The sequence below is a fragment of the Pseudomonas sp. S12(2018) genome (assembly GCF_024355235.1).
In the GTDB taxonomy this organism is placed as follows: Bacteria; Pseudomonadota; Gammaproteobacteria; order Pseudomonadales; family Pseudomonadaceae; genus Aquipseudomonas; species Aquipseudomonas palmensis.
In genome coordinates this window covers 555,814-572,103 of the sequence record NZ_QLAD01000001.1, presented here as the reverse complement: position 1 = coordinate 572,103, position 16,290 = coordinate 555,814, and the positions used below count along the sequence as shown (strand labels likewise).

Sequence of the window (16,290 nt, the reverse complement as noted above, 5' to 3'; positions counted from 1 at the left end):
GTTCACGGGCCGAGGCGTCGCAATGACCTTTCAAGGCGCGCCGACACGCAGTGGCCGACGCAAAAAGGCGCGGCAGTATAGCGCGCATCGCCTGCCGGTACACGCGCCAGTGCGGCCAACCATGGTCGCCTGCTGCCAGGCACTGTTTTTGCGTGGCAATTATTTCGAACACGTCCTACAGTACCGACTGCCCCCCGTCACAACCGCTGCCGCTCGGCTGCCTGGTGAGTCACCCGTGACCGAAACCGCTCTGCAAAAGCTTCTTCTCAAGCGTTTCCTGCTGGCTGCCGGCAGTTACCTGCTGGTGCTGCTGCTGGCCTGGGTGGCCGTGCTGGGCGGGCATGTGCAGGCGCCGGTGCCGGTCATCGGCGCGAGCAGTGTGCTGCTGTTGCTCAACCTGGCGTGGCTGGGCTGGGTGTTTGCCAGTGGCGTCAACCTGCGCTGGCGCGACCCCAGCCTCACGGAGTTCCAGGTGCTGCTGGCAGCGGCCTGGCAAACCTGGCTGCTGGCCAACCTGGACCAGGCCCGTGGCACCTTCCTGGTGCTGTACCCGTTGATCCTGATGTTCGGCCTGTTCCACCTCAACGGCCGTTCGTTCACCCGCTGCGCGCTGGTGGTGCTGTGCAGCTTTCTCGGCCTGAACCTGTGGGAGTGGGGCAACGGGCGCCTGTCGGACCCGGCGCTGGCGGCGTTGCAGGTATGCACGCTGTTCGTGGTGCTGTGCTGGTTGTGCCTGTATGCCCGCTACGTGCAGGCCTCGCGCCAGCGCATGCGCCAGCGCCGCATCGCCCTGCAGGCGCACCAGGACACCCTGCGCGGCATGATGGGGCAACTGGAGGAACTGGTGGCCACCGACGAGCTGACCGGCCTGTTCAACCGCCGGCATTTTCTGCGCCTGGCCAGCGATGCCCTGGCCAGCATGCCCATGGGGAGCCGGCATGGTCTGGCGCTGGTCGACCTGGACCATTTCAAGCGCATCAACGACGCCCACGGGCATGCGGTCGGCGACCGGGTACTGCAGGCCTTTGCCCAGGTTGCCAGCGAGCACCTGTGCGACGCCGCGGTGCTGGCCCGCTATGGCGGCGAGGAGTTCGTGCTGCTGTTGCCCGATTGCACGGCCCAGGCCCTGGAACATTGCTGCGAGCGTCTGCGTCAGGCCTTCGGTGCGTTGCCCTCGGCGGCGATGCAGGGGCAGGTGGGGCCCTTGAGCCTGTCGGTCGGCATGACCCTGCTGACAGCCGAGGATGACCTGGACAATGCATTGCACCGTGCCGACCAGGCGCTGTACCGCGCCAAGCGCAGTGGCCGAAATCGCTGTGTGCCGGCCTGGGAGGTGGTGGATGCCTGAGTTGTGCGTAGGTGAGCGCAGTTGGCAGGTGGCCGAGGGCAGCAACCTGCTGGATGCGCTGAACGAGGCTGGCGTGGGCGTGCCCTACAGCTGCCGGGCGGGGAGCTGCCATGCTTGCCTGGTGCGCTGTCTGGCGGGTGTGCCGGGCGATGCCAGGCCCGATGCGCTGAGCGAAGGCAAGCGCCTGGAGGGCTGGCGGCTGGCCTGCCAGTGCCGGGTCGAGAGTGACCTGCAGGTAGCGGTGTTCGACCCGGTGCGCGATGGGGCGCCGGCGCGGGTCGTCGCGCTGGACTGGCTGGGTGCGCAGGTGCTGCGCTTGCGCCTGCAACCGGACAGGCCGTTGCGGTATCAGGCGGGGCAGCATCTGGTGCTGTGGAGCGCGCAGGGTGTTGCGCGACCGTATTCGCTGGCCAGCGTGCCGGGCGAGGATGAATGGCTTGAATTTCACCTGGATTGCCGGCATGCCGGGGCGTTCTGCAGCGCGGCGCGGGGGTTGCAGGTGGGCGACCTGGTGCGCCTGGGGGAGTTGCGCGGTGGCGCGCTGCATTACGATCCGGACTGGCAGGCCCGGCCGTTGTGGCTGCTGGCGGCGGGTTCCGGGCTGGCGCCACTGTGGGGGATTGTGCGCGAGGCGCTGCGTCAGGAGCATCAGGGGGCGATCAGGGTGGTGCATGTGGCGAGCGAGGCGGGTGGGCATTACCTGCAGCGGGAGCTGGATGAACTGGCGCGGCGGTACCCGCAGGTGGAGGTGCAGTTGCTGATACCGGAGGAGTTGGGGCCGATGCGTCTGGCATCGCGTCAGACGATTGCGCTGGCTTGTGGCTCTGCGTCGAGTGTGGAGCGGTTTGCGCGTGGGATGTTTCTGGCGGGGTTGCCGCGTAATCAGCTGTTTGCGGATGTATTCGTGGGGCATGCCTGAGCTCCTATTCCCATAAGGAGGTACTGCAGGCTCCTGCGGCGTTTGCGCTGGCCTTGGCTCTGGCTCTGGCTCTGGCTCTGGCTCTTGATCTTGATCTGCTTTTGATTTTGATCTTCCGTCCCCCAGAAGGCCGAGTGGAGGTGTCGTGCAGGGGGCGGGGCGAAGCCCCTTCGGCGTTAGCCGAAGCGAGCGACTGTTAGAGTTGCTTGCAACTCGGGTCGCGTGCCCCCGGAGCGGCGCCGGAGGGAGGGGACCCGTAGCGAAGCGTAGGGCCTGATGATGGACGGAGCGGTTTTGCTTACTTTTTCCAAGAAAAAAGTAAGCCGCTGTAAGAGCGGAAGGGGCCCTCGGCGTCTGTATTCATGTTGGATATGCTCGCTGTCATTGGAACCACTGATCCAGAGTCGAGAGATTATCCAGCCTGGATGGCGACTCCACTCGGCCTTCTGAAGGGCCGGCAGATCAAAGCCAGCTCAAAATCACCGGCACCGGCGTATCGCACCCATAAAAAAAGCCCCGCCATCAAGGCGGGGCTCTAGTGACAACCGGTCAGCTTCAGACCAACGGATCACCGACATGCAGAATCTTCATGCCATTGGTGCCACCGATGGTGTGGTAGCTGTCACCCTTGGTCAGGATGACCCAGTCACCTTGCTCGACCACGCCACGCTTGAGCAGCTCGTCCACCGCCGCCTGGCTGACTTGCTCCGGCGCCAGCGCCGCAGGGTCGAACGGTACGGTGTACACGCCACGGAACATCGCAACCCGCGCCTGGGTCTCGCGGTGCGGCGAGAAGGCGAAGATCGGGATCGACGAACGAATACGCGACATGATCAGCGGGGTGTAGCCACTCTCGGTCAAGGCAATGATCGCCTTCACACCCGGGAAGTGGTTGGCGGTGTACATGGCCGCCAGCGCGATGCTCTCGTCGCAACGGCTGAACTGCGTGCCCATGCGGTGGCTGGAGGTCTTGCTGGTAGGGTGCTTCTCGGCGCCCAGGCAGATCCGCGCCATGGCCTGTACCGCCTCGAGCGGGTAGGCACCGGCAGCACTCTCGGCCGACAGCATTACCGCGTCGGTGTAGTCGAGCACGGCGTTGGCCACGTCGGACACTTCGGCACGGGTCGGCATCGGGTTCTGGATCATCGACTCCATCATCTGGGTCGCGGTGATCACCGCCTTGTTGTGGCGGCGTGCATGCAGAATGATCTTCTTCTGGATGCCCACCAGCTCGGCGTCGCCGATTTCCACACCCAGGTCACCACGGGCCACCATCACTGCATCACTGGCGCGAATCAGGCCGTCGAGGGTCTCGTCGTCGGCCACGGCTTCGGCACGTTCGATCTTGGCCACCAGCCAGGCCGTACCACCGGACTCGTCACGCAGGCGACGGGCGTATTCCATGTCGCTGGCATCACGCGGGAACGACACGGCCAGGTAGTCCAGGTCCATCTCGGCCGCCAGCTTGATATCGGCCTTGTCTTTTTCGGTCAGGGCCGGGGCGGTCAGGCCGCCGCCGCGACGGTTGATGCCCTTGTGGTCCGACAGCGGGCCGCCGATCAGCACCACGCAGTGCAGGGCGTCGGCGCTGGCGGTTTCGACGCGCATGACCACGCGGCCGTCGTCGAGCAGCAGTTCGTCACCCACGCCGCAGTCCTTTACCAGGTCCGGGTAGTCGATGCCGACGATATCCTGGGTGCCTTCGGTGAGCGGGTGAGCCGTGGAGAAGGTGAAGCGGTCGCCGACCTTGAGTTCGATTCGCTTGTTGGCAAACTTGGCAATGCGGATCTTCGGCCCTTGCAGGTCGCCCAGCAGCGCGACGTGGCGGCCATGCTTGGCGGCGATGTCACGGATCATGCGGGCGCGAGCCTTGTGCTCGTCCGGGGTGCCGTGCGAGAAGTTCAAGCGAGCGACGTCCAGACCCGCAAGGATCAGTTGCTCTATAACTTCCGGCGAGTTGCTGGCGGGGCCAAGGGTGGCGACAATTTTGGTGCGGCGGATGGTCATGCACAGACTCCTGTAGTGAAGCGCAGCGAAAGGCTACTCCGGAAAATCGCTGTAGTCATTGTTCCTTTTCACTACCTTGGTGGGAGGAGGAGGGGCGGTTGAACGAGTGGCAAGCGGCAAGCGCAATGCAGTCCGCTTGCCGCTGTTCCTCCTATAGCTTTCAAGGAAAGCGCCGATACACTGCTCAGTAGAGGAGACCCCCTATGCGAGCCTTGATCGTTTTAGCCCTGGCGACCAGTGTCGTCGGTTGCACCCGCTGGTCGATGGACCATCACCTGAACAATGCCTACCGCGCCTATGATCGCGGCAACTGCGAGCAGGTCATGCTCGAGCTGTCGCAGGTCGACCGCACCAGCCGTGCGCGCCCGTTCATCCACCCCGAGGCGTCGATGCTGCGCGGTCAGTGCCTGGAGCGCCAGAAGCTCTATGTGGATGCGGCGCAGACCTACCAGTACATCATCACCCAGTACCCGCGCAACGAGTACGCCTACCGTGCCCGCGCCCGCCTGCAGACCCTCGAGCAGCTTGGCCACTATCGCCCCAATGGCGAGCCGGCCATCGCCCGTCCGGCCAGCAGCACCCCCTGGCGTTGATGGCCGCGCAACGACGTCGATACTGACGTTAATACTAAAGTGCGCGGGTCCGAATGTGACGGGGCAGTCAGGTTGCGCTAGGCTTGTGAGGTACATGCGGTACACCAGAACGATCCAGCGCGACCCTGCTCAAGGGTCTTCGACAGCGACTCCTATCATGTTTACCGAACGTCGAATCGAGCGTCACCTGCTCCCGTATTACCTCAAGGTCTTCAACCGGTTTACCGGGTTGCCCATCGGTTATCTGGGCAATGTGTCCGAAGACGGCCTGATGCTGATCAGCGACCTGCCACTGCTGGTGGGCCCCGATTTCGAACTGCAGCTCAAGGTGCCCGGGCGCGCCGGTGCGCTGCACGTGATCAACCTCACCGCCAGCTGCCTGTGGTGCCACGAAGACGAGAACCCGGGGCACTACGATTCCGGCTTCATGCTGCTGCAGGCTCCTCGCGAATACGACGAGCTGGTGTCGTCGCTGCGCAACTATTTCAGCTTCCACCCGTTGAGTGCGTCGGCCTGAGGTAGACTCCCGGCAGATTTTCTGTTCAGGACGACGCCGTGAGCTCCAGCATTTTCTGGCACGACTATGAAACCACCGGTATCAACCCGCGCAGCGACCGGCCCCTGCAGGTGGCAGGGGTGCGCACCGATCTGGACCTCAACGAGATCGAGCCGCCGGTCAACCTCTTCTGCCAACCCGCCGACGATATTCTGCCGCACCCTGCGGCGTGCCTGATAACCGGCATTACCCCGGCGCAGCTGGCCACCCAGGGCCTGTGCGAAGCCGAGTTCATGACCCGGGTGCACGCCGAGCTGGCGCGCCCGGGTACTTGCGGGGCCGGCTACAACTCGCTGCGTTTCGACGACGAAGTGACGCGTTACAGCCTGTATCGCAACTTTTTCGACCCCTATGCCCGCGAGTGGCAGGGCGGCAACAGCCGCTGGGACCTTATCGATGTGGTGCGCACTGCCTACGCCTTGCGCCCCGATGGCATCCAGTGGCCGCAGCGCGACGGCCAGGTGAGCCTGAAGCTGGAGTTGCTGACGGCGGCCAATGGCATCGATCACGGGCAGGCGCACGAGGCGCTTGCGGATGTGCGTGCCACGTTGGCAATGGCGCGCTTGATTCGCGAGAAGCAACCCAGGCTGTATGCATGGTTGTTCCAGTTGCGCAGCAAGCAGAAAGTCCTCGATCAAGTGCGTTTGTTGCAACCGCTTGTGCATATTTCCGGACGCTTTTCTGCGGCACGTAATTATCTTGGCGTGGTGCTGCCCCTGGCCTGGCATCCACGCAATCGCAATGCGCTGATTGTGTGCGACTTGCATCAGGATATCGCCCCATTGCTGACGGAAGATGCCGAAGTGTTGCGTCAGCGTCTGTACACCCGACGCGAGGAAATGTCCGAGGGACAATTGCCGGTACCGTTGAAATTAATTCAGATCAATCGCTGCCCGGTGGTCGCGCCCTTGAGTGTATTACGCGGTGAAGATCAGCAACGCCTTGGCCTGGATATGACGTTGTATCAACAGCGTGCCGAGCAGTTGAGTGCCGCCCAGGCCGTGTGGCAGAACAAGTTGAGCGCTATTTATGACAGTCAGGAATTCGCCCCGAGCGAAGACCCCGAGCAACAGCTGTATGACGGATTTATCGGTGATCGCGACCGACGCCTGTGTGAACAAGTAAGAACCGTGGAGCCCGAGCAATTAGCCACGGGTCAGTGGATGTTCGACGATGCACGATTGCCGGAGTTGCTGTTTCGCTACCGTGCGCGCAATTTTCCGCAGACCTTGGATGCACAGGAGCGCCAGCGTTGGCTCGGGTTCTGCCAGCAGCGCCTGAGCGACCCGGCAATGGGCGCTCCGAATACCCTTGAAGGCTTCGAGCAGGCATTGCAGAGCGCCTGGCTGGATGCCGATGCCACGCAGCGCGAGTTGCTGGCGCAATGGCGAGCCCATGCCATGAACTTGCGCGAACGGTTTGCCCTGCAGTAATTGCAGGCAATAAAAAACGCCAGCATGCTGGCGTTTTGGGCTGACCTGTAACCGGGTTACAGTGTCCAGCGATTAACCGAGCAGGGTCGCCCAGCCTTCTACTACGTCACCACCCCACTTGGCTTTCCACTCTTTGAGTGTCTTGTGGTTGCCACCTTTGGTTTCGATGACTTCGCCATTGTGCGGGTTCTTGTATTGCTTGACCTTGCGTGCACGCTTGGTGCCGGTGGTTTTAACCGGGCCGCGAGGGGCCTTGTTCAGTTTGGCCTCAGGGTCCAGCAGAGCAATAATGTCGCGCAGCGACTTGGAGTACTCGCCCATCAGCTCGCGCAGTTTGGCTTCAAACTCCAGCTCGGTTTTCAGCTTGTTGTCTTCGGACAGGTTCTTCAGGCGGGCTTGCAGTTCTTTGATGGCTTCTTCGGTAGCGCGGTATTCGTTGATCAGGGACATGAGGTATTCCTTGGAGGGAAGGGACGCAGGACAGCGGTGCAGCAATAATAGTCAGACACTTAATACAAGTAAACATTAAACCGCCGTCATTGCGGAATACCTTCATAATTGAAAGGGTATTGTGACGAGATACTCCCAATTATCCGCTTCAATTGTTAAATAACTTTAATGTGCCCTTGACGAGGTGCAAGCCCAGGCTGGCTGCGGTGTGAGGTTGTGATACACGGTATGCAATCACTACTGCAGTTTTTCCGGGCAGTCGTTAGAATACGCGCCTTTGCGAACTCTGGAGCCCCTCTCATGCGCACCTATCGGCTGGTGATCGCTTGCCCCGACCGTGTCGGCATCGTCGCCAAAGTCAGTAATTTTCTGGCGTCCCATAACGGCTGGATCACCGAAGCGAGCCATCATTCCGATGACCTGAGCGGCTGGTTCTTCATGCGTCACGAAATCCGTGCCGATACCCTGCCTTTCGGCATCGAGGCGCTGCGCGAAGCGTTCGCGCCGATTGCCGAAGAGTTTTCGATGGTGTGGCGCATTACCGACACCGACCAGAAGAAACGCGTGGTGCTGATGGCCAGCCGCGAGTCCCATTGCCTGGCCGACCTGCTGCACCGCTGGCACAGCAACGAGCTGGACTGCGATATCCCGTGCGTGATCTCCAACCACAACGACCTGCGTAGCATGGTCGAGTGGCACGGCATTCCGTTCTACCACGTACCGGTCGACCCGCAGAACAAGCAGCCGGCATTTGCCGAGGTGTCGCGCCTGGTCAAGGAGCATGCCGCCGACGTGGTGGTGCTGGCGCGCTACATGCAGATCCTGCCGCCACAGCTGTGCCAGGAATACGCCCAGCAGGTGATCAACATTCACCACAGCTTCCTGCCGTCGTTCGTGGGGGCCAAGCCGTATCACCAGGCGTCGATGCGTGGCGTGAAGCTGATCGGCGCCACCTGCCACTACGTGACCGAAGAGCTGGATGCCGGCCCGATCATCGAGCAGGACGTGGTGCGTGTGAGCCACAGCGACAGCATCGAGGACATGGTGCGTTTCGGTCGCGACGTCGAGAAGATGGTGCTGGCCCGCGGCCTGCGCTATCACCTGGAAGACCGCGTGCTGGTGCACGGCAACAAGACGGTGGTGTTCTAGGACCGCACTGGCCCTTCGCCAGCCTTGCTGGCGAAGGGCACAACGCGTGTCTACCGCCGTGCCAGGCGCAACCGCTCCAGCAGCGGCTTGCCCAGCAGGCAGACGAACACCGGGCCGCCCACCACCAGATAGAAGTAGTACGTCACCACCCGCCATATCAGAATCGCCGCTGCCGCGGTCGACTTGCCCACCATGGGCGTCAGCAGCGTCGCCGAGGTCAACTCCGCCGCGCCAGCCCCGCCGGGCAACAGGCTGAACTGGCCGGCACTCAGGGCGAGCATCTGCACCAGAAAGCTCGACACCCACTGCAGGTCTGCCCCCAGCCCGCGCAACACCAGGTACAGCACGCTGTAGCGCAGCGCCCAGTGCAGGCAGGTGAGCCCGAACACCAGTGCCAGTACCCGCTTGGGCAGGCGCCAGGTGGCGGCAAACGCGCGAAAGAAGTGCAGCACCTTGCGCGCCCAGCGTCGGCACGTGGCGTCACGCACCTTCAACCGCCGCAGCAGACGGCCCATCGCACGCATCAACCCGCGGCGCCAGCGCAGTATCGCCAGCCCCGCCAGCAGGGCGGCGAACATCATCAGCGCACTGGCCAGCAGCATGCCCTGCATGCTTGCGCTGAAGCGGTGGAACAGCATGTAGATGACAATCCCGAACATCGCGCACAGGAAGAACACCAGGTCATTGAGCTGGTCCATGGCGAACACCGCGCTGCTCTGGGCCGGGCGCACCCGGTGCCTGGCCAGCAGGGCCACCAGCGCCAATGGCCCGCCGCTGCCGCCGGGGGTGGAGCAGATGGCGAACTCGGTGGCCATGATCACCCCCAGGCTGCGCACCCGCCCCAGCGCCGCCCCCTGGGTGCCGAGCAGCAGACGCAGGCGCAGGGCGTTGATGCACCAGCACAGCACGATCATGCCGAACAACCCCATCAGCAGCGCCAGCGGGAACCGCTGCAGGCGCGGCAGCAGGTCGCTGCCGCCCAGCAGCGTCGGTACCAGCAGCGCCAGCAGCAGGGCCAGCGTGAGCCAGCCCAGGCGAGTCATGCGCCGGGCCTGCTGGCCAGCCAGGCCATCTTGGTCATGGGGGTACGGCCCTGCTGCAGCAGTTGCTGCAGGGTGTCGAGCCAGTAGCGGCGCGAATAGGCATGGCGCATGTCCACCGGGTGCAGCCCGAGGCGGATCGTGGCCGCCTGCTGCAGGCGTGCCCGGCGCGCCTCGCTGAGTACTTTCGACAGCCCGCGGCGCCAGGCACTGCGGGCGCTCCACACCAGCCCCGGGGCGTCGATGCGGCTGAAGTCGGGCAGGCGGAACAGGTGCTGCGGGTCGCTGGTGTAGTGCAGCGGGGTTTCGCGCAGGGCCTGGCGAGTGCCTTCGCTCATCAGCCAGGCCGGGGCAACGAAGCCGGTCAGCGGCCAATCGCAGGCCTGGAACAGCTCGATCCCGGCATTCAGGCGATGCAGCGCCTGGGCCTGGCCCAGGGCGTAGAACTCACCCTCCCAGGTATAGATGCGGCGCATGAAGTACTCGCGCGGCGAACGTGGCGGCGGGCCGTCGTCGGCATGGTAGTAGCCATGCAGGGCCAGTTCGTCGCCCCGGCTCAGTCGCCGCTCCAGCACCTGGCGAAAGGCCGGGGCCTGCTGCACAGGGTTGCGCCGGTGGAAGTCGGGTACCACCAGCAGGGTCATGGGGATGTCGCCCAGGGCGTCGACGGCTTCGACGAAGGGCTGGTAGTCGGGCCAGGTTTCCGGGGCCACGTCGTGCAGCACCAGCAGCACGCTGGGGTGCTGGTTGTGCAGGTCAGGCTGTTCAGGCATGGGCGCGCACCGGTTGCTCGTGATGGCCCAGCACGGCCCGATAGTGTTCGAGCAGGCCGCCGACCACCGTGTCCCAGGCGTAGTGCTGTTCGGCATGCCGGCGTGCCTGCTGCCCCAGTTGCGGTGCACCGGCCTCGAACAGCTCGCGCACGGCGGCGGCCATCGCCTGGCCGTCGTTGGGCGTGCATAGCCGGCCGTAGCCCGGTTCGACGATTTCGGTAAAGGCCCCGGCCGCTACCGCCACCACCGGGATGCCGCTGGCCATGGCCTCGAGTATCACCAGCCCGAAGGTCTCCTGGTCGCCGGCGTGCAGCAGCGCATCGGCACTGGCCAACAGGCGGGCGACCTGGGTGGCCGGGCAGAAGTGGTTGATGATGGTGACGTTGGCCGGCACGTTGCTGGGCATGTGCGAACCCACCAGCAGCAGGTGATAGTGCTTGCCCAGGCGTTTCATGCAGTCCAGCAGCACGGGCAGGTTCTTCTCCCGGGAGCCGCGCCCGGCGAACACCAGCAGGCGCGTGGTGTCGGCCAGCCCCAGTTCGGCGCGCAGGCCGGGGTCGCGATGATCGGGGTGGAAGGTCTGCAGGTCCACCCCGAGGCGCTGTACATGCACATTGCCGATGCCCAGCCCGCGCAGCTTGTCAGCCATCACCTGGCTGGGCGCCAGCACCCGGTCGAAGTTGCCGTACAGCTTGCTGACATAGGCTTCGACATTGGGCGTGAACCAGTGGCCCATGCGGTTGCCGACCAGCAGCGGCAGGTCGGAATGATAGAACCCGATCACTGGCACATCGAGCTGGCGCCGTGCATCGAGCGCGGCCCAGGCGGTGAGGTAGGGGTCGCCCACTTCGATCAGGTCCGGTTGCAGGTCATGCAGCACGTTGCGCCAGGGCGCCAGACGCAGCGGGAAGCGGTAGCCGTTGCCGAAGGGCAGGGCGGGGGCAGGCACCTGATAGATGCCATTGGCATGGCTGGCGCTGGCGCCGGGGATCAGCAGGCTGTGGCGAACGCCGGGGTTCAGGCCCAGGCGGCGGTGTTTGGCATCAAGATAGGTACGCACACCGCCACTGGCGGGGGCGTAGAACATGGTGATGTCAGCGATGTGCACGATCAGCATCCCTCCGAGACCGTCTTCAGGTTGTCATCGCGCATGGATATGCGGTGGATGACGCGCCCTAGGGTGGACCTCAGTGAAGGATAGTTTGTTCGATCATGTTGCGCGCCCGGCGAGCAAGCCGCCGGGCGCGCGCGGTCAGATGCGGAAGGTACCGACCAGGTGCTTGAGGCGGCCGGCCTGCTGTTCCAGGTCGGAACAGGCACGCAGGGTGGCCTGCAGGTTCTCCACGCCTTCCTGGTTGAGCATGTTGATTTCGTTGATGTCCATGTTGATCGACTCGACCACCGAGGTCTGCTCTTCGGTGGCGGTGGCCACCGACTGGTTCATGCCGTCGATCTCGCCGATACGCAGGGTCACGCTGCCCAGGCGCTCGCCGGCCTGGTTGGCGATCGAGACGCTGTCCTGGCTGTGGCGCTGGCTCTGGCTCATGGTGTCGACCGACTCGCGGGCGCCGACCTGCAGCTCTTCGATCATGCTCTGCACCTGTTGTGCCGACTCCTGGGTACGGTGGGCCAGGTTGCGCACTTCATCGGCCACCACGGCAAACCCGCGCCCGGCTTCACCGGCACGGGCCGCCTCGATGGCCGCGTTGAGGGCCAGCAGGTTGGTCTGTTGCGAGATGCTGGTGATCACTTCGAGGATCTGACCGATGTTCACGGTCTTGCTGTTGAGCGTCTCGATGTGCGAGCTGGAGGTGGAGATAAGGTCCGACAGACGGTTCATTGCCTGGATGCTGCGGTCTACCACCTGCTGGCCCTCTTCGGCCAGGTGGCGTGCAGAGCTGGCCTGCTGCGAGGCTTGTGCGGCGTTATGGGCGATTTCCTGGGCAGCGGCGCCCAGCTCGTTGATGGCGGCGGCCACGCTGTTGGTGCGGTTGGCCTGCTCGTCGGAGTTGACCATCGAGGAGTTGGAGGCGCTGACCACGCGCAGTGCCACTTCGTTGACCTGCTGGGTGGCCGAGGACACTTCGCGGATCGAGCTGTGGATACGCTCGACGAAGTGGTTGAAGGCGCGGCCCAGGGTGCCGAATTCGTCGTTGCTGTGGATGCTCAGACGCTTGGTCAGGTCGCCTTCGCCCTGGGCGATGTCTTCCATGGCGCGGGTCATGATGTGCAGCGGTTGCAGCAGCACGCGGATGAGCATGCCGAGCAGGGCGATGATGATGGCCACCGCAATCACGGTGACGATCACCGCCGAGGTGCGGAACTTGCTCAGCATCGCGTAGGCTTTTTCTTTATCGATCGAGAGACCGATGTGCCAGTTGGCCGATGGCAGGCCTTTGACCGGTGCGAAACTGAGGATACGGGTCTGGCCGTTGTTCTCGACCTCGGTCAGTTCCTTGGTCAGGCGCGGGGTGTTGTTCGGGTACAGGTCCGAGAGCGACTTCATCACCAGGTCCTTGTCCGGGTGCACCAGGATCTTGCCTTGGTCGTTCACCAGGAACGCGTAGCCCATGCCGCCGAAATTCAGGGAATTGATGATCTTGACCAGGGCGTCCAGCTCCATGTCGCCACCGACCACGCCCAGTTCGCGCGACACTGTGGCGTTCATGCCGATCACCATCTTGCCGGTACTGATGTCCAGGTAGGGTTCGGTCAGGGTCGGGCCGTTGGCCGCCATGCTGTCCTTGTACCAGTCGCGGATGCGCGGATCGTAGCCGTCAGGCATCTGGATCACCGGGCGCACGGTGAAGCCGCCGTCGGTCTTGCCCATGTACACCGTGATGAAGCTCGACGCCAGCACCTTCTGGTCCAGCAGCGAATCGAGGTTGCCGGGAGCTGCCGCGATGTTCTGTGCCAGGTTCTCTACCAGCAGCAGGCGTCCTTCGAAGAGGTTCTTGATGTTGGTCGAGGCGGCATCGCCCATTTCGCCGACATAGTTTTCCAGATCTTCGTGAATCGCATTACGCTGCAGGTAATCGTTGTAGAGAGTAAAGAGGGTGAAGGCCACAAGGACGATCAGGGAAGCAGCCAGCAAGATCTTATGGCTGAAACGGAAGCTTTTATTCATGGCGTATTGGGTCCGCTAAGGTCTTTATATCCGGGTCATTCGCACAAAGGCATCTTGAAAGCAGTGCAGTTCCCATGTCCTTGTCGGGCTTTTCCTGACTTTCTGGGTGAAACATCAACACTTGGTATCGGCCGAGTACTACTAAAGCTTGAACAGAGGGTGAAAAAACATGCCTGACTCTTCGCAGTTCATTCTCGGTGCGGACCTGGCGGGGCAGCCGGTGTGCCAGGCCATGCGTCTGGCCAACCGTCACGGACTGGTTGCCGGGGCCACCGGCACCGGCAAGACCGTGACCTTGCAGCACCTGGCCGAGGCCTTCAGCGATGCCGGCGTGGCGGTGTTCGCTGCAGACGTCAAAGGCGACCTGTGCGGCCTGGGTGCGGTGGGCAGCCCGCAGGGCAAGGTGGCCGAGCGGATTGCCGGCATGCCCTGGCTCGAGCATCGGCCGCAGGCGTATCCGGTGACCCTGTGGGATGTGCACGGCAAGTCCGGGCACCCGTTGCGCACGACCTTGAGCGAAATGGGCCCGTTGCTGCTGGGCAACCTGCTCGAACTCAACGACAGCCAGCAGGCGGCGCTGTATGCGGCGTTCAAGGTGGCCGATCGCGAGGGCCTGTTGCTGCTGGACATCAAGGACCTCAAGGCGCTGCTCGGCCACCTCAAGGACAACCCGCAGGTGCTCGGCGAAGACAGTGCGCTGATGACCAGCGGTTCCAGCCAGGCCCTGTTGCGGCGCCTGGCGACCCTGGAGCAGCAAGGGGCCGAGGCTCTGTTCGGTGAGCCGGCGTTGCAGTTGCCAGACCTGCTGCAGCCTGCTGCCGACGGGCGCGGGCGCATCCACCTGCTCGATGCCAGCCGCCTGGTGCACGAGGCGCCGAAGGTGTATGCGACCTTCCTGCTGTGGTTGCTGGCGGAGCTGTTCGAGCAGTTGCCCGAGCGTGGCGATGCAGACAAGCCTCTGCTGGCGCTGTTTTTCGATGAGGCGCACCTGTTGTTCAGCGGCACGCCCAAGGCCTTGCAGGATCGTCTGGAACAGGTGGTGCGGTTGATTCGTTCCAAGGGGGTGGGGGTGTATTTCGTGACTCAGTCGCCGGGCGACCTGCCGGACGATGTGCTCGCCCAGCTCGGCCTGCGTATCCAGCATGGCTTGCGTGCGTTCACGGCCAAGGAGCAGAAGTCGCTGCGGGCGGTGGCCGATGGGTTTCGGCCGAACCCGGCGTTCGACACCCTGGCGGTGCTGACCGAGCTTGGCATTGGCGAGGCGTTGGTGGGCACCCTGCAGGACAAGGGCACGCCGGGCATGGTCGAGCGGGTACTGATCGCGCCGCCGCAATCGCGCATCGGGCCGTTGAGCGAGGCCGAGCGGGCGGCGCTGATTGCGGCGTCGCCGTTGCAGGGGCGCTATGACAAGCCGATCGATCGGGAGTCGGCGTACGAGATATTGATGGTGCGCAAGGGGCAGGTGCCATCGGCGCAGCAGGCGCCGGCCGAGGAAAGCCTGGCCGACAAGGCCGGGGAGTTCTTGCAGAGCGCGGCGGGGCAGGCGATCAAGTCGGCGGTGCGCCAGGCGGCCAATCAGTTCGGACGGCAACTGGTGCGGGGCTTGATGGGCTCACTGCTGGGGGGCAGCAAGCGCCGCTGACAAGGCGTCGAGGCAGTGGAGTTGCCGGTTCGCCGGCAAGTTCTCAAGCGGGCCCGAAGGCATCGAGCCGGTGCCCTGCGCAGGCTCGGCAGGTTGTGCCAAGGGGCCGCAGCAGTGCTCGCAGCTTCGTGTATAGGCCGTGTCGGCTGTGAGCAGTTGGCCTGCGCACAGCAGCACGCCCTGACCGTCGGGCAGCAACGTGGCGCTGTGGGAGAAACGCGGTTCGTTCAGCTCGCTGCCCAGCACCCATGCATCCTGGCGTGGGTCGTACAACTCGGTGCTGGGACGGTAGGGCAGTCTGGTATGGCCGGCCAGCAGCAGCCGACCATCGGGCAGCAGCGTGGCGGTATGCCCCTGGTGGCCACGCTGCATGGGCGGGCCACTTCGCCAGGTATTGGTTAGCGGATCGTACAAAAACGATTCCAGTGCACTTTCACCAAACGGCATGCAGGTGCCACCCGCCACCATCACCTGGCCATTGTTCAGCAGCGTGGCCGTATGTTGCATGCGGGGGGCAGGCAGTGCCTTGGTCGGCTCGAACCGCCCGGTCTGCGGGTCGAAGAGTTCGCAGTGGGCCAGTGCCTGATCGGGGGCATAGCCGCCGATAATCAGCACCTTGCCGGAATCGAGCAACGTGGCGCTGTGGTTCATGCGTGCCTGACTGCGCTCACCGAGCTGATGCCACTCGTCGCTGGCGACGTCGTACAGCTCGACGATGTCGAGCACTTTCCCGGTATCGCCGTTGAGGTGGTTGCCGCCGATGACAAGCACCTTGTTCGTGCCGCCCCACAATGACGTAGCGGTGTGGCTGAAGCGGGCAACCTGGAGGCTGCGCAGCGTTGTCCAGCATGAGCGGATGGGGTCGAAGCGCTCGACGTGGTCGCTGGCTTCTCCGGTTTGCGAGCCGCCCACCAGCAGAAAGGACCCGTCGTCGAGAATGACCGTGAGTTGCGAGAATGCCGCCTTCTGCTTGGGGGGTTGTTGCTTCCATTCGCGCTTGTCAAGGCTGAAGCGTTCCACGCTGTCGGTGGCATGCCCGCCATTGGTGATGCCGCCGGCAACCAGCACATCGCCATTGGGCAAACGCATGGCGCTGTGCAGGGCCCGGGCGATGTGCATGGCGCCAGCGCATGCGTGGATATGGCCGTCCTTCGACATGTGCATTCTCCTTGTCGGCGTGAAAAGGAGGGTGCGCTGCAGGTGGCCCATCGTCTACTGACATAAATGACAGTGCGTTTGCGCAGGGCCATGAA

Annotated in this window: 14 protein-coding genes; 7 read left to right on the top strand and 7 right to left on the bottom strand. The window is 63.9% G+C overall.

Annotated elements, in window-relative coordinates; translation table 11 throughout:
• Positions 1 to 235 precede the first annotated feature (235 nt).
• Positions 236 to 1,348, top strand: coding sequence for a GGDEF domain-containing protein (locus DN388_RS02700; RefSeq protein ID WP_254996596.1), 1,113 nt, complete (start codon positions 236 to 238; stop codon positions 1,346 to 1,348).
• Entirely contained in the window at positions 1,341 to 2,267 is a 927-nt protein-coding gene (locus DN388_RS02695; protein ID WP_254996595.1) for an iron-sulfur-binding ferredoxin reductase, read from the top strand. The genes DN388_RS02700 and DN388_RS02695 overlap by 8 nt, the downstream gene beginning before the upstream one ends.
• Positions 2,268 to 2,822: 555 nt before the next feature.
• Here the strand turns inward: DN388_RS02695 and pyk are convergent.
• Positions 2,823 to 4,274 carry a pyruvate kinase gene (gene pyk, locus DN388_RS02690; RefSeq protein ID WP_043862122.1) on the bottom strand — a complete coding sequence of 484 codons (1,452 nt, stop codon included), beginning with the start codon at positions 4,272 to 4,274 and terminating at the stop codon, positions 2,823 to 2,825.
• Between the two features lie 203 nt (positions 4,275 to 4,477).
• Between pyk and DN388_RS02685 the strand changes: the two genes are divergently transcribed.
• The 3 genes from DN388_RS02685 (at position 4,478) to sbcB (ending at position 6,856) form a co-directional block, all read left to right on the top strand.
• The gene (locus DN388_RS02685; RefSeq protein WP_043862123.1) at positions 4,478 to 4,867 is read left to right on the top strand and encodes a tol-pal system YbgF family protein; all 390 of its coding nucleotides are present in this window, start codon (positions 4,478 to 4,480) and stop codon (positions 4,865 to 4,867) included.
• Positions 4,868 to 5,024: 157 nt separating this feature from the next.
• On the top strand, positions 5,025 to 5,384 hold the full coding sequence (locus tag DN388_RS02680) for a PilZ domain-containing protein (protein WP_043862124.1): 360 nt from the start codon (positions 5,025 to 5,027) through the stop codon (positions 5,382 to 5,384).
• A 38-nt stretch (positions 5,385 to 5,422) separates the two neighbouring features.
• Positions 5,423 to 6,856 (top strand): exodeoxyribonuclease I, encoded by a 1,434-nt coding sequence (gene sbcB / locus DN388_RS02675; RefSeq protein ID WP_043862125.1) that lies wholly within the window; start codon positions 5,423 to 5,425, stop codon positions 6,854 to 6,856.
• Between the two features lie 72 nt (positions 6,857 to 6,928).
• On the opposite strand, the gene mvaT is transcribed toward sbcB, so the two are convergent.
• A complete protein-coding gene (gene mvaT, locus DN388_RS02670; protein WP_043862126.1) occupies positions 6,929 to 7,306 on the bottom strand; it encodes a histone-like nucleoid-structuring protein MvaT in 378 nt (125 codons plus the stop codon).
• Between the two features lie 300 nt (positions 7,307 to 7,606).
• On the opposite strand from mvaT, the gene purU reads away from it, so the two are divergent.
• Positions 7,607 to 8,455 (top strand): formyltetrahydrofolate deformylase, encoded by an 849-nt coding sequence (gene purU, locus DN388_RS02665; protein ID WP_043862127.1) that lies wholly within the window; start codon positions 7,607 to 7,609, stop codon positions 8,453 to 8,455.
• A 50-nt stretch (positions 8,456 to 8,505) separates the two neighbouring features.
• Here purU and DN388_RS02660 read toward each other — a convergent pair whose 3' ends face one another.
• From DN388_RS02660 to DN388_RS02645, 4 genes are all read right to left on the bottom strand, one after another.
• Positions 8,506 to 9,498: a lysylphosphatidylglycerol synthase transmembrane domain-containing protein gene (locus tag DN388_RS02660; protein ID WP_054914811.1), complete on the bottom strand. Its 993-nt coding sequence runs from the start codon at positions 9,496 to 9,498 to the stop codon at positions 8,506 to 8,508.
• Positions 9,495 to 10,268, bottom strand: coding sequence for a DUF2334 domain-containing protein (locus DN388_RS02655; RefSeq protein WP_058540899.1), 774 nt, complete (start codon positions 10,266 to 10,268; stop codon positions 9,495 to 9,497). Before DN388_RS02655 ends, DN388_RS02660 begins: the two co-directional genes overlap by 4 nt.
• Positions 10,261 to 11,385, bottom strand: a complete 1,125-nt coding sequence (locus DN388_RS02650; protein ID WP_054914809.1) for a glycosyltransferase family 1 protein — start codon at positions 11,383 to 11,385, stop codon at positions 10,261 to 10,263. Before DN388_RS02650 ends, DN388_RS02655 begins: the two co-directional genes overlap by 8 nt.
• Positions 11,386 to 11,520: 135 nt before the next feature.
• Positions 11,521 to 13,395, bottom strand: coding sequence for a methyl-accepting chemotaxis protein (locus tag DN388_RS02645; RefSeq protein WP_043862131.1), 1,875 nt, complete (start codon positions 13,393 to 13,395; stop codon positions 11,521 to 11,523).
• A gap of 169 nt (positions 13,396 to 13,564) precedes the next feature.
• Between DN388_RS02645 and DN388_RS02640 the strand changes: the two genes are divergently transcribed.
• Complete coding sequence (locus DN388_RS02640; protein ID WP_254996594.1) at positions 13,565 to 15,037, top strand: helicase HerA-like domain-containing protein; 1,473 nt, start codon at positions 13,565 to 13,567, stop codon at positions 15,035 to 15,037.
• Here the strand turns inward: DN388_RS02640 and DN388_RS02635 are convergent.
• Positions 15,008 to 16,195, bottom strand: a complete 1,188-nt coding sequence (locus tag DN388_RS02635) for a kelch repeat-containing protein (RefSeq protein WP_254996593.1) — start codon at positions 16,193 to 16,195, stop codon at positions 15,008 to 15,010. The two genes, DN388_RS02640 and DN388_RS02635, sit on opposite strands and share 30 nt — an antisense overlap.
• Positions 16,196 to 16,290 lie beyond the last annotated feature (95 nt).

What these genes read in the sequence shown, in the direction of transcription:
- DN388_RS02655 (WP_058540899.1), bottom strand. Translation starts at nt 10,268, where the DNA reads ATGCCTGAACAGCCTGACCTGCACAACCAGCACCCCAGCGTGCTGCTG.
- DN388_RS02645 (WP_043862131.1), bottom strand. Translation starts at nt 13,395, where the DNA reads ATGAATAAAAGCTTCCGTTTCAGCCATAAGATCTTGCTGGCTGCTTCC.
- DN388_RS02685 (WP_043862123.1), top strand. Translation starts at nt 4,478, where the DNA reads ATGCGAGCCTTGATCGTTTTAGCCCTGGCGACCAGTGTCGTCGGTTGC.
- DN388_RS02635 (WP_254996593.1), bottom strand. Translation starts at nt 16,195, where the DNA reads ATGTCGAAGGACGGCCATATCCACGCATGCGCTGGCGCCATGCACATC.
- purU (WP_043862127.1), top strand. Translation starts at nt 7,607, where the DNA reads ATGCGCACCTATCGGCTGGTGATCGCTTGCCCCGACCGTGTCGGCATC.
- DN388_RS02680 (WP_043862124.1), top strand. Translation starts at nt 5,025, where the DNA reads ATGTTTACCGAACGTCGAATCGAGCGTCACCTGCTCCCGTATTACCTC.
- DN388_RS02660 (WP_054914811.1), bottom strand. Translation starts at nt 9,498, where the DNA reads ATGACTCGCCTGGGCTGGCTCACGCTGGCCCTGCTGCTGGCGCTGCTG.
- pyk (WP_043862122.1), bottom strand. Translation starts at nt 4,274, where the DNA reads ATGACCATCCGCCGCACCAAAATTGTCGCCACCCTTGGCCCCGCCAGC.
- DN388_RS02695 (WP_254996595.1), top strand. Translation starts at nt 1,341, where the DNA reads ATGCCTGAGTTGTGCGTAGGTGAGCGCAGTTGGCAGGTGGCCGAGGGC.
- DN388_RS02650 (WP_054914809.1), bottom strand. Translation starts at nt 11,385, where the DNA reads ATGCTGATCGTGCACATCGCTGACATCACCATGTTCTACGCCCCCGCC.
- mvaT (WP_043862126.1), bottom strand. Translation starts at nt 7,306, where the DNA reads ATGTCCCTGATCAACGAATACCGCGCTACCGAAGAAGCCATCAAAGAA.
- DN388_RS02640 (WP_254996594.1), top strand. Translation starts at nt 13,565, where the DNA reads ATGCCTGACTCTTCGCAGTTCATTCTCGGTGCGGACCTGGCGGGGCAG.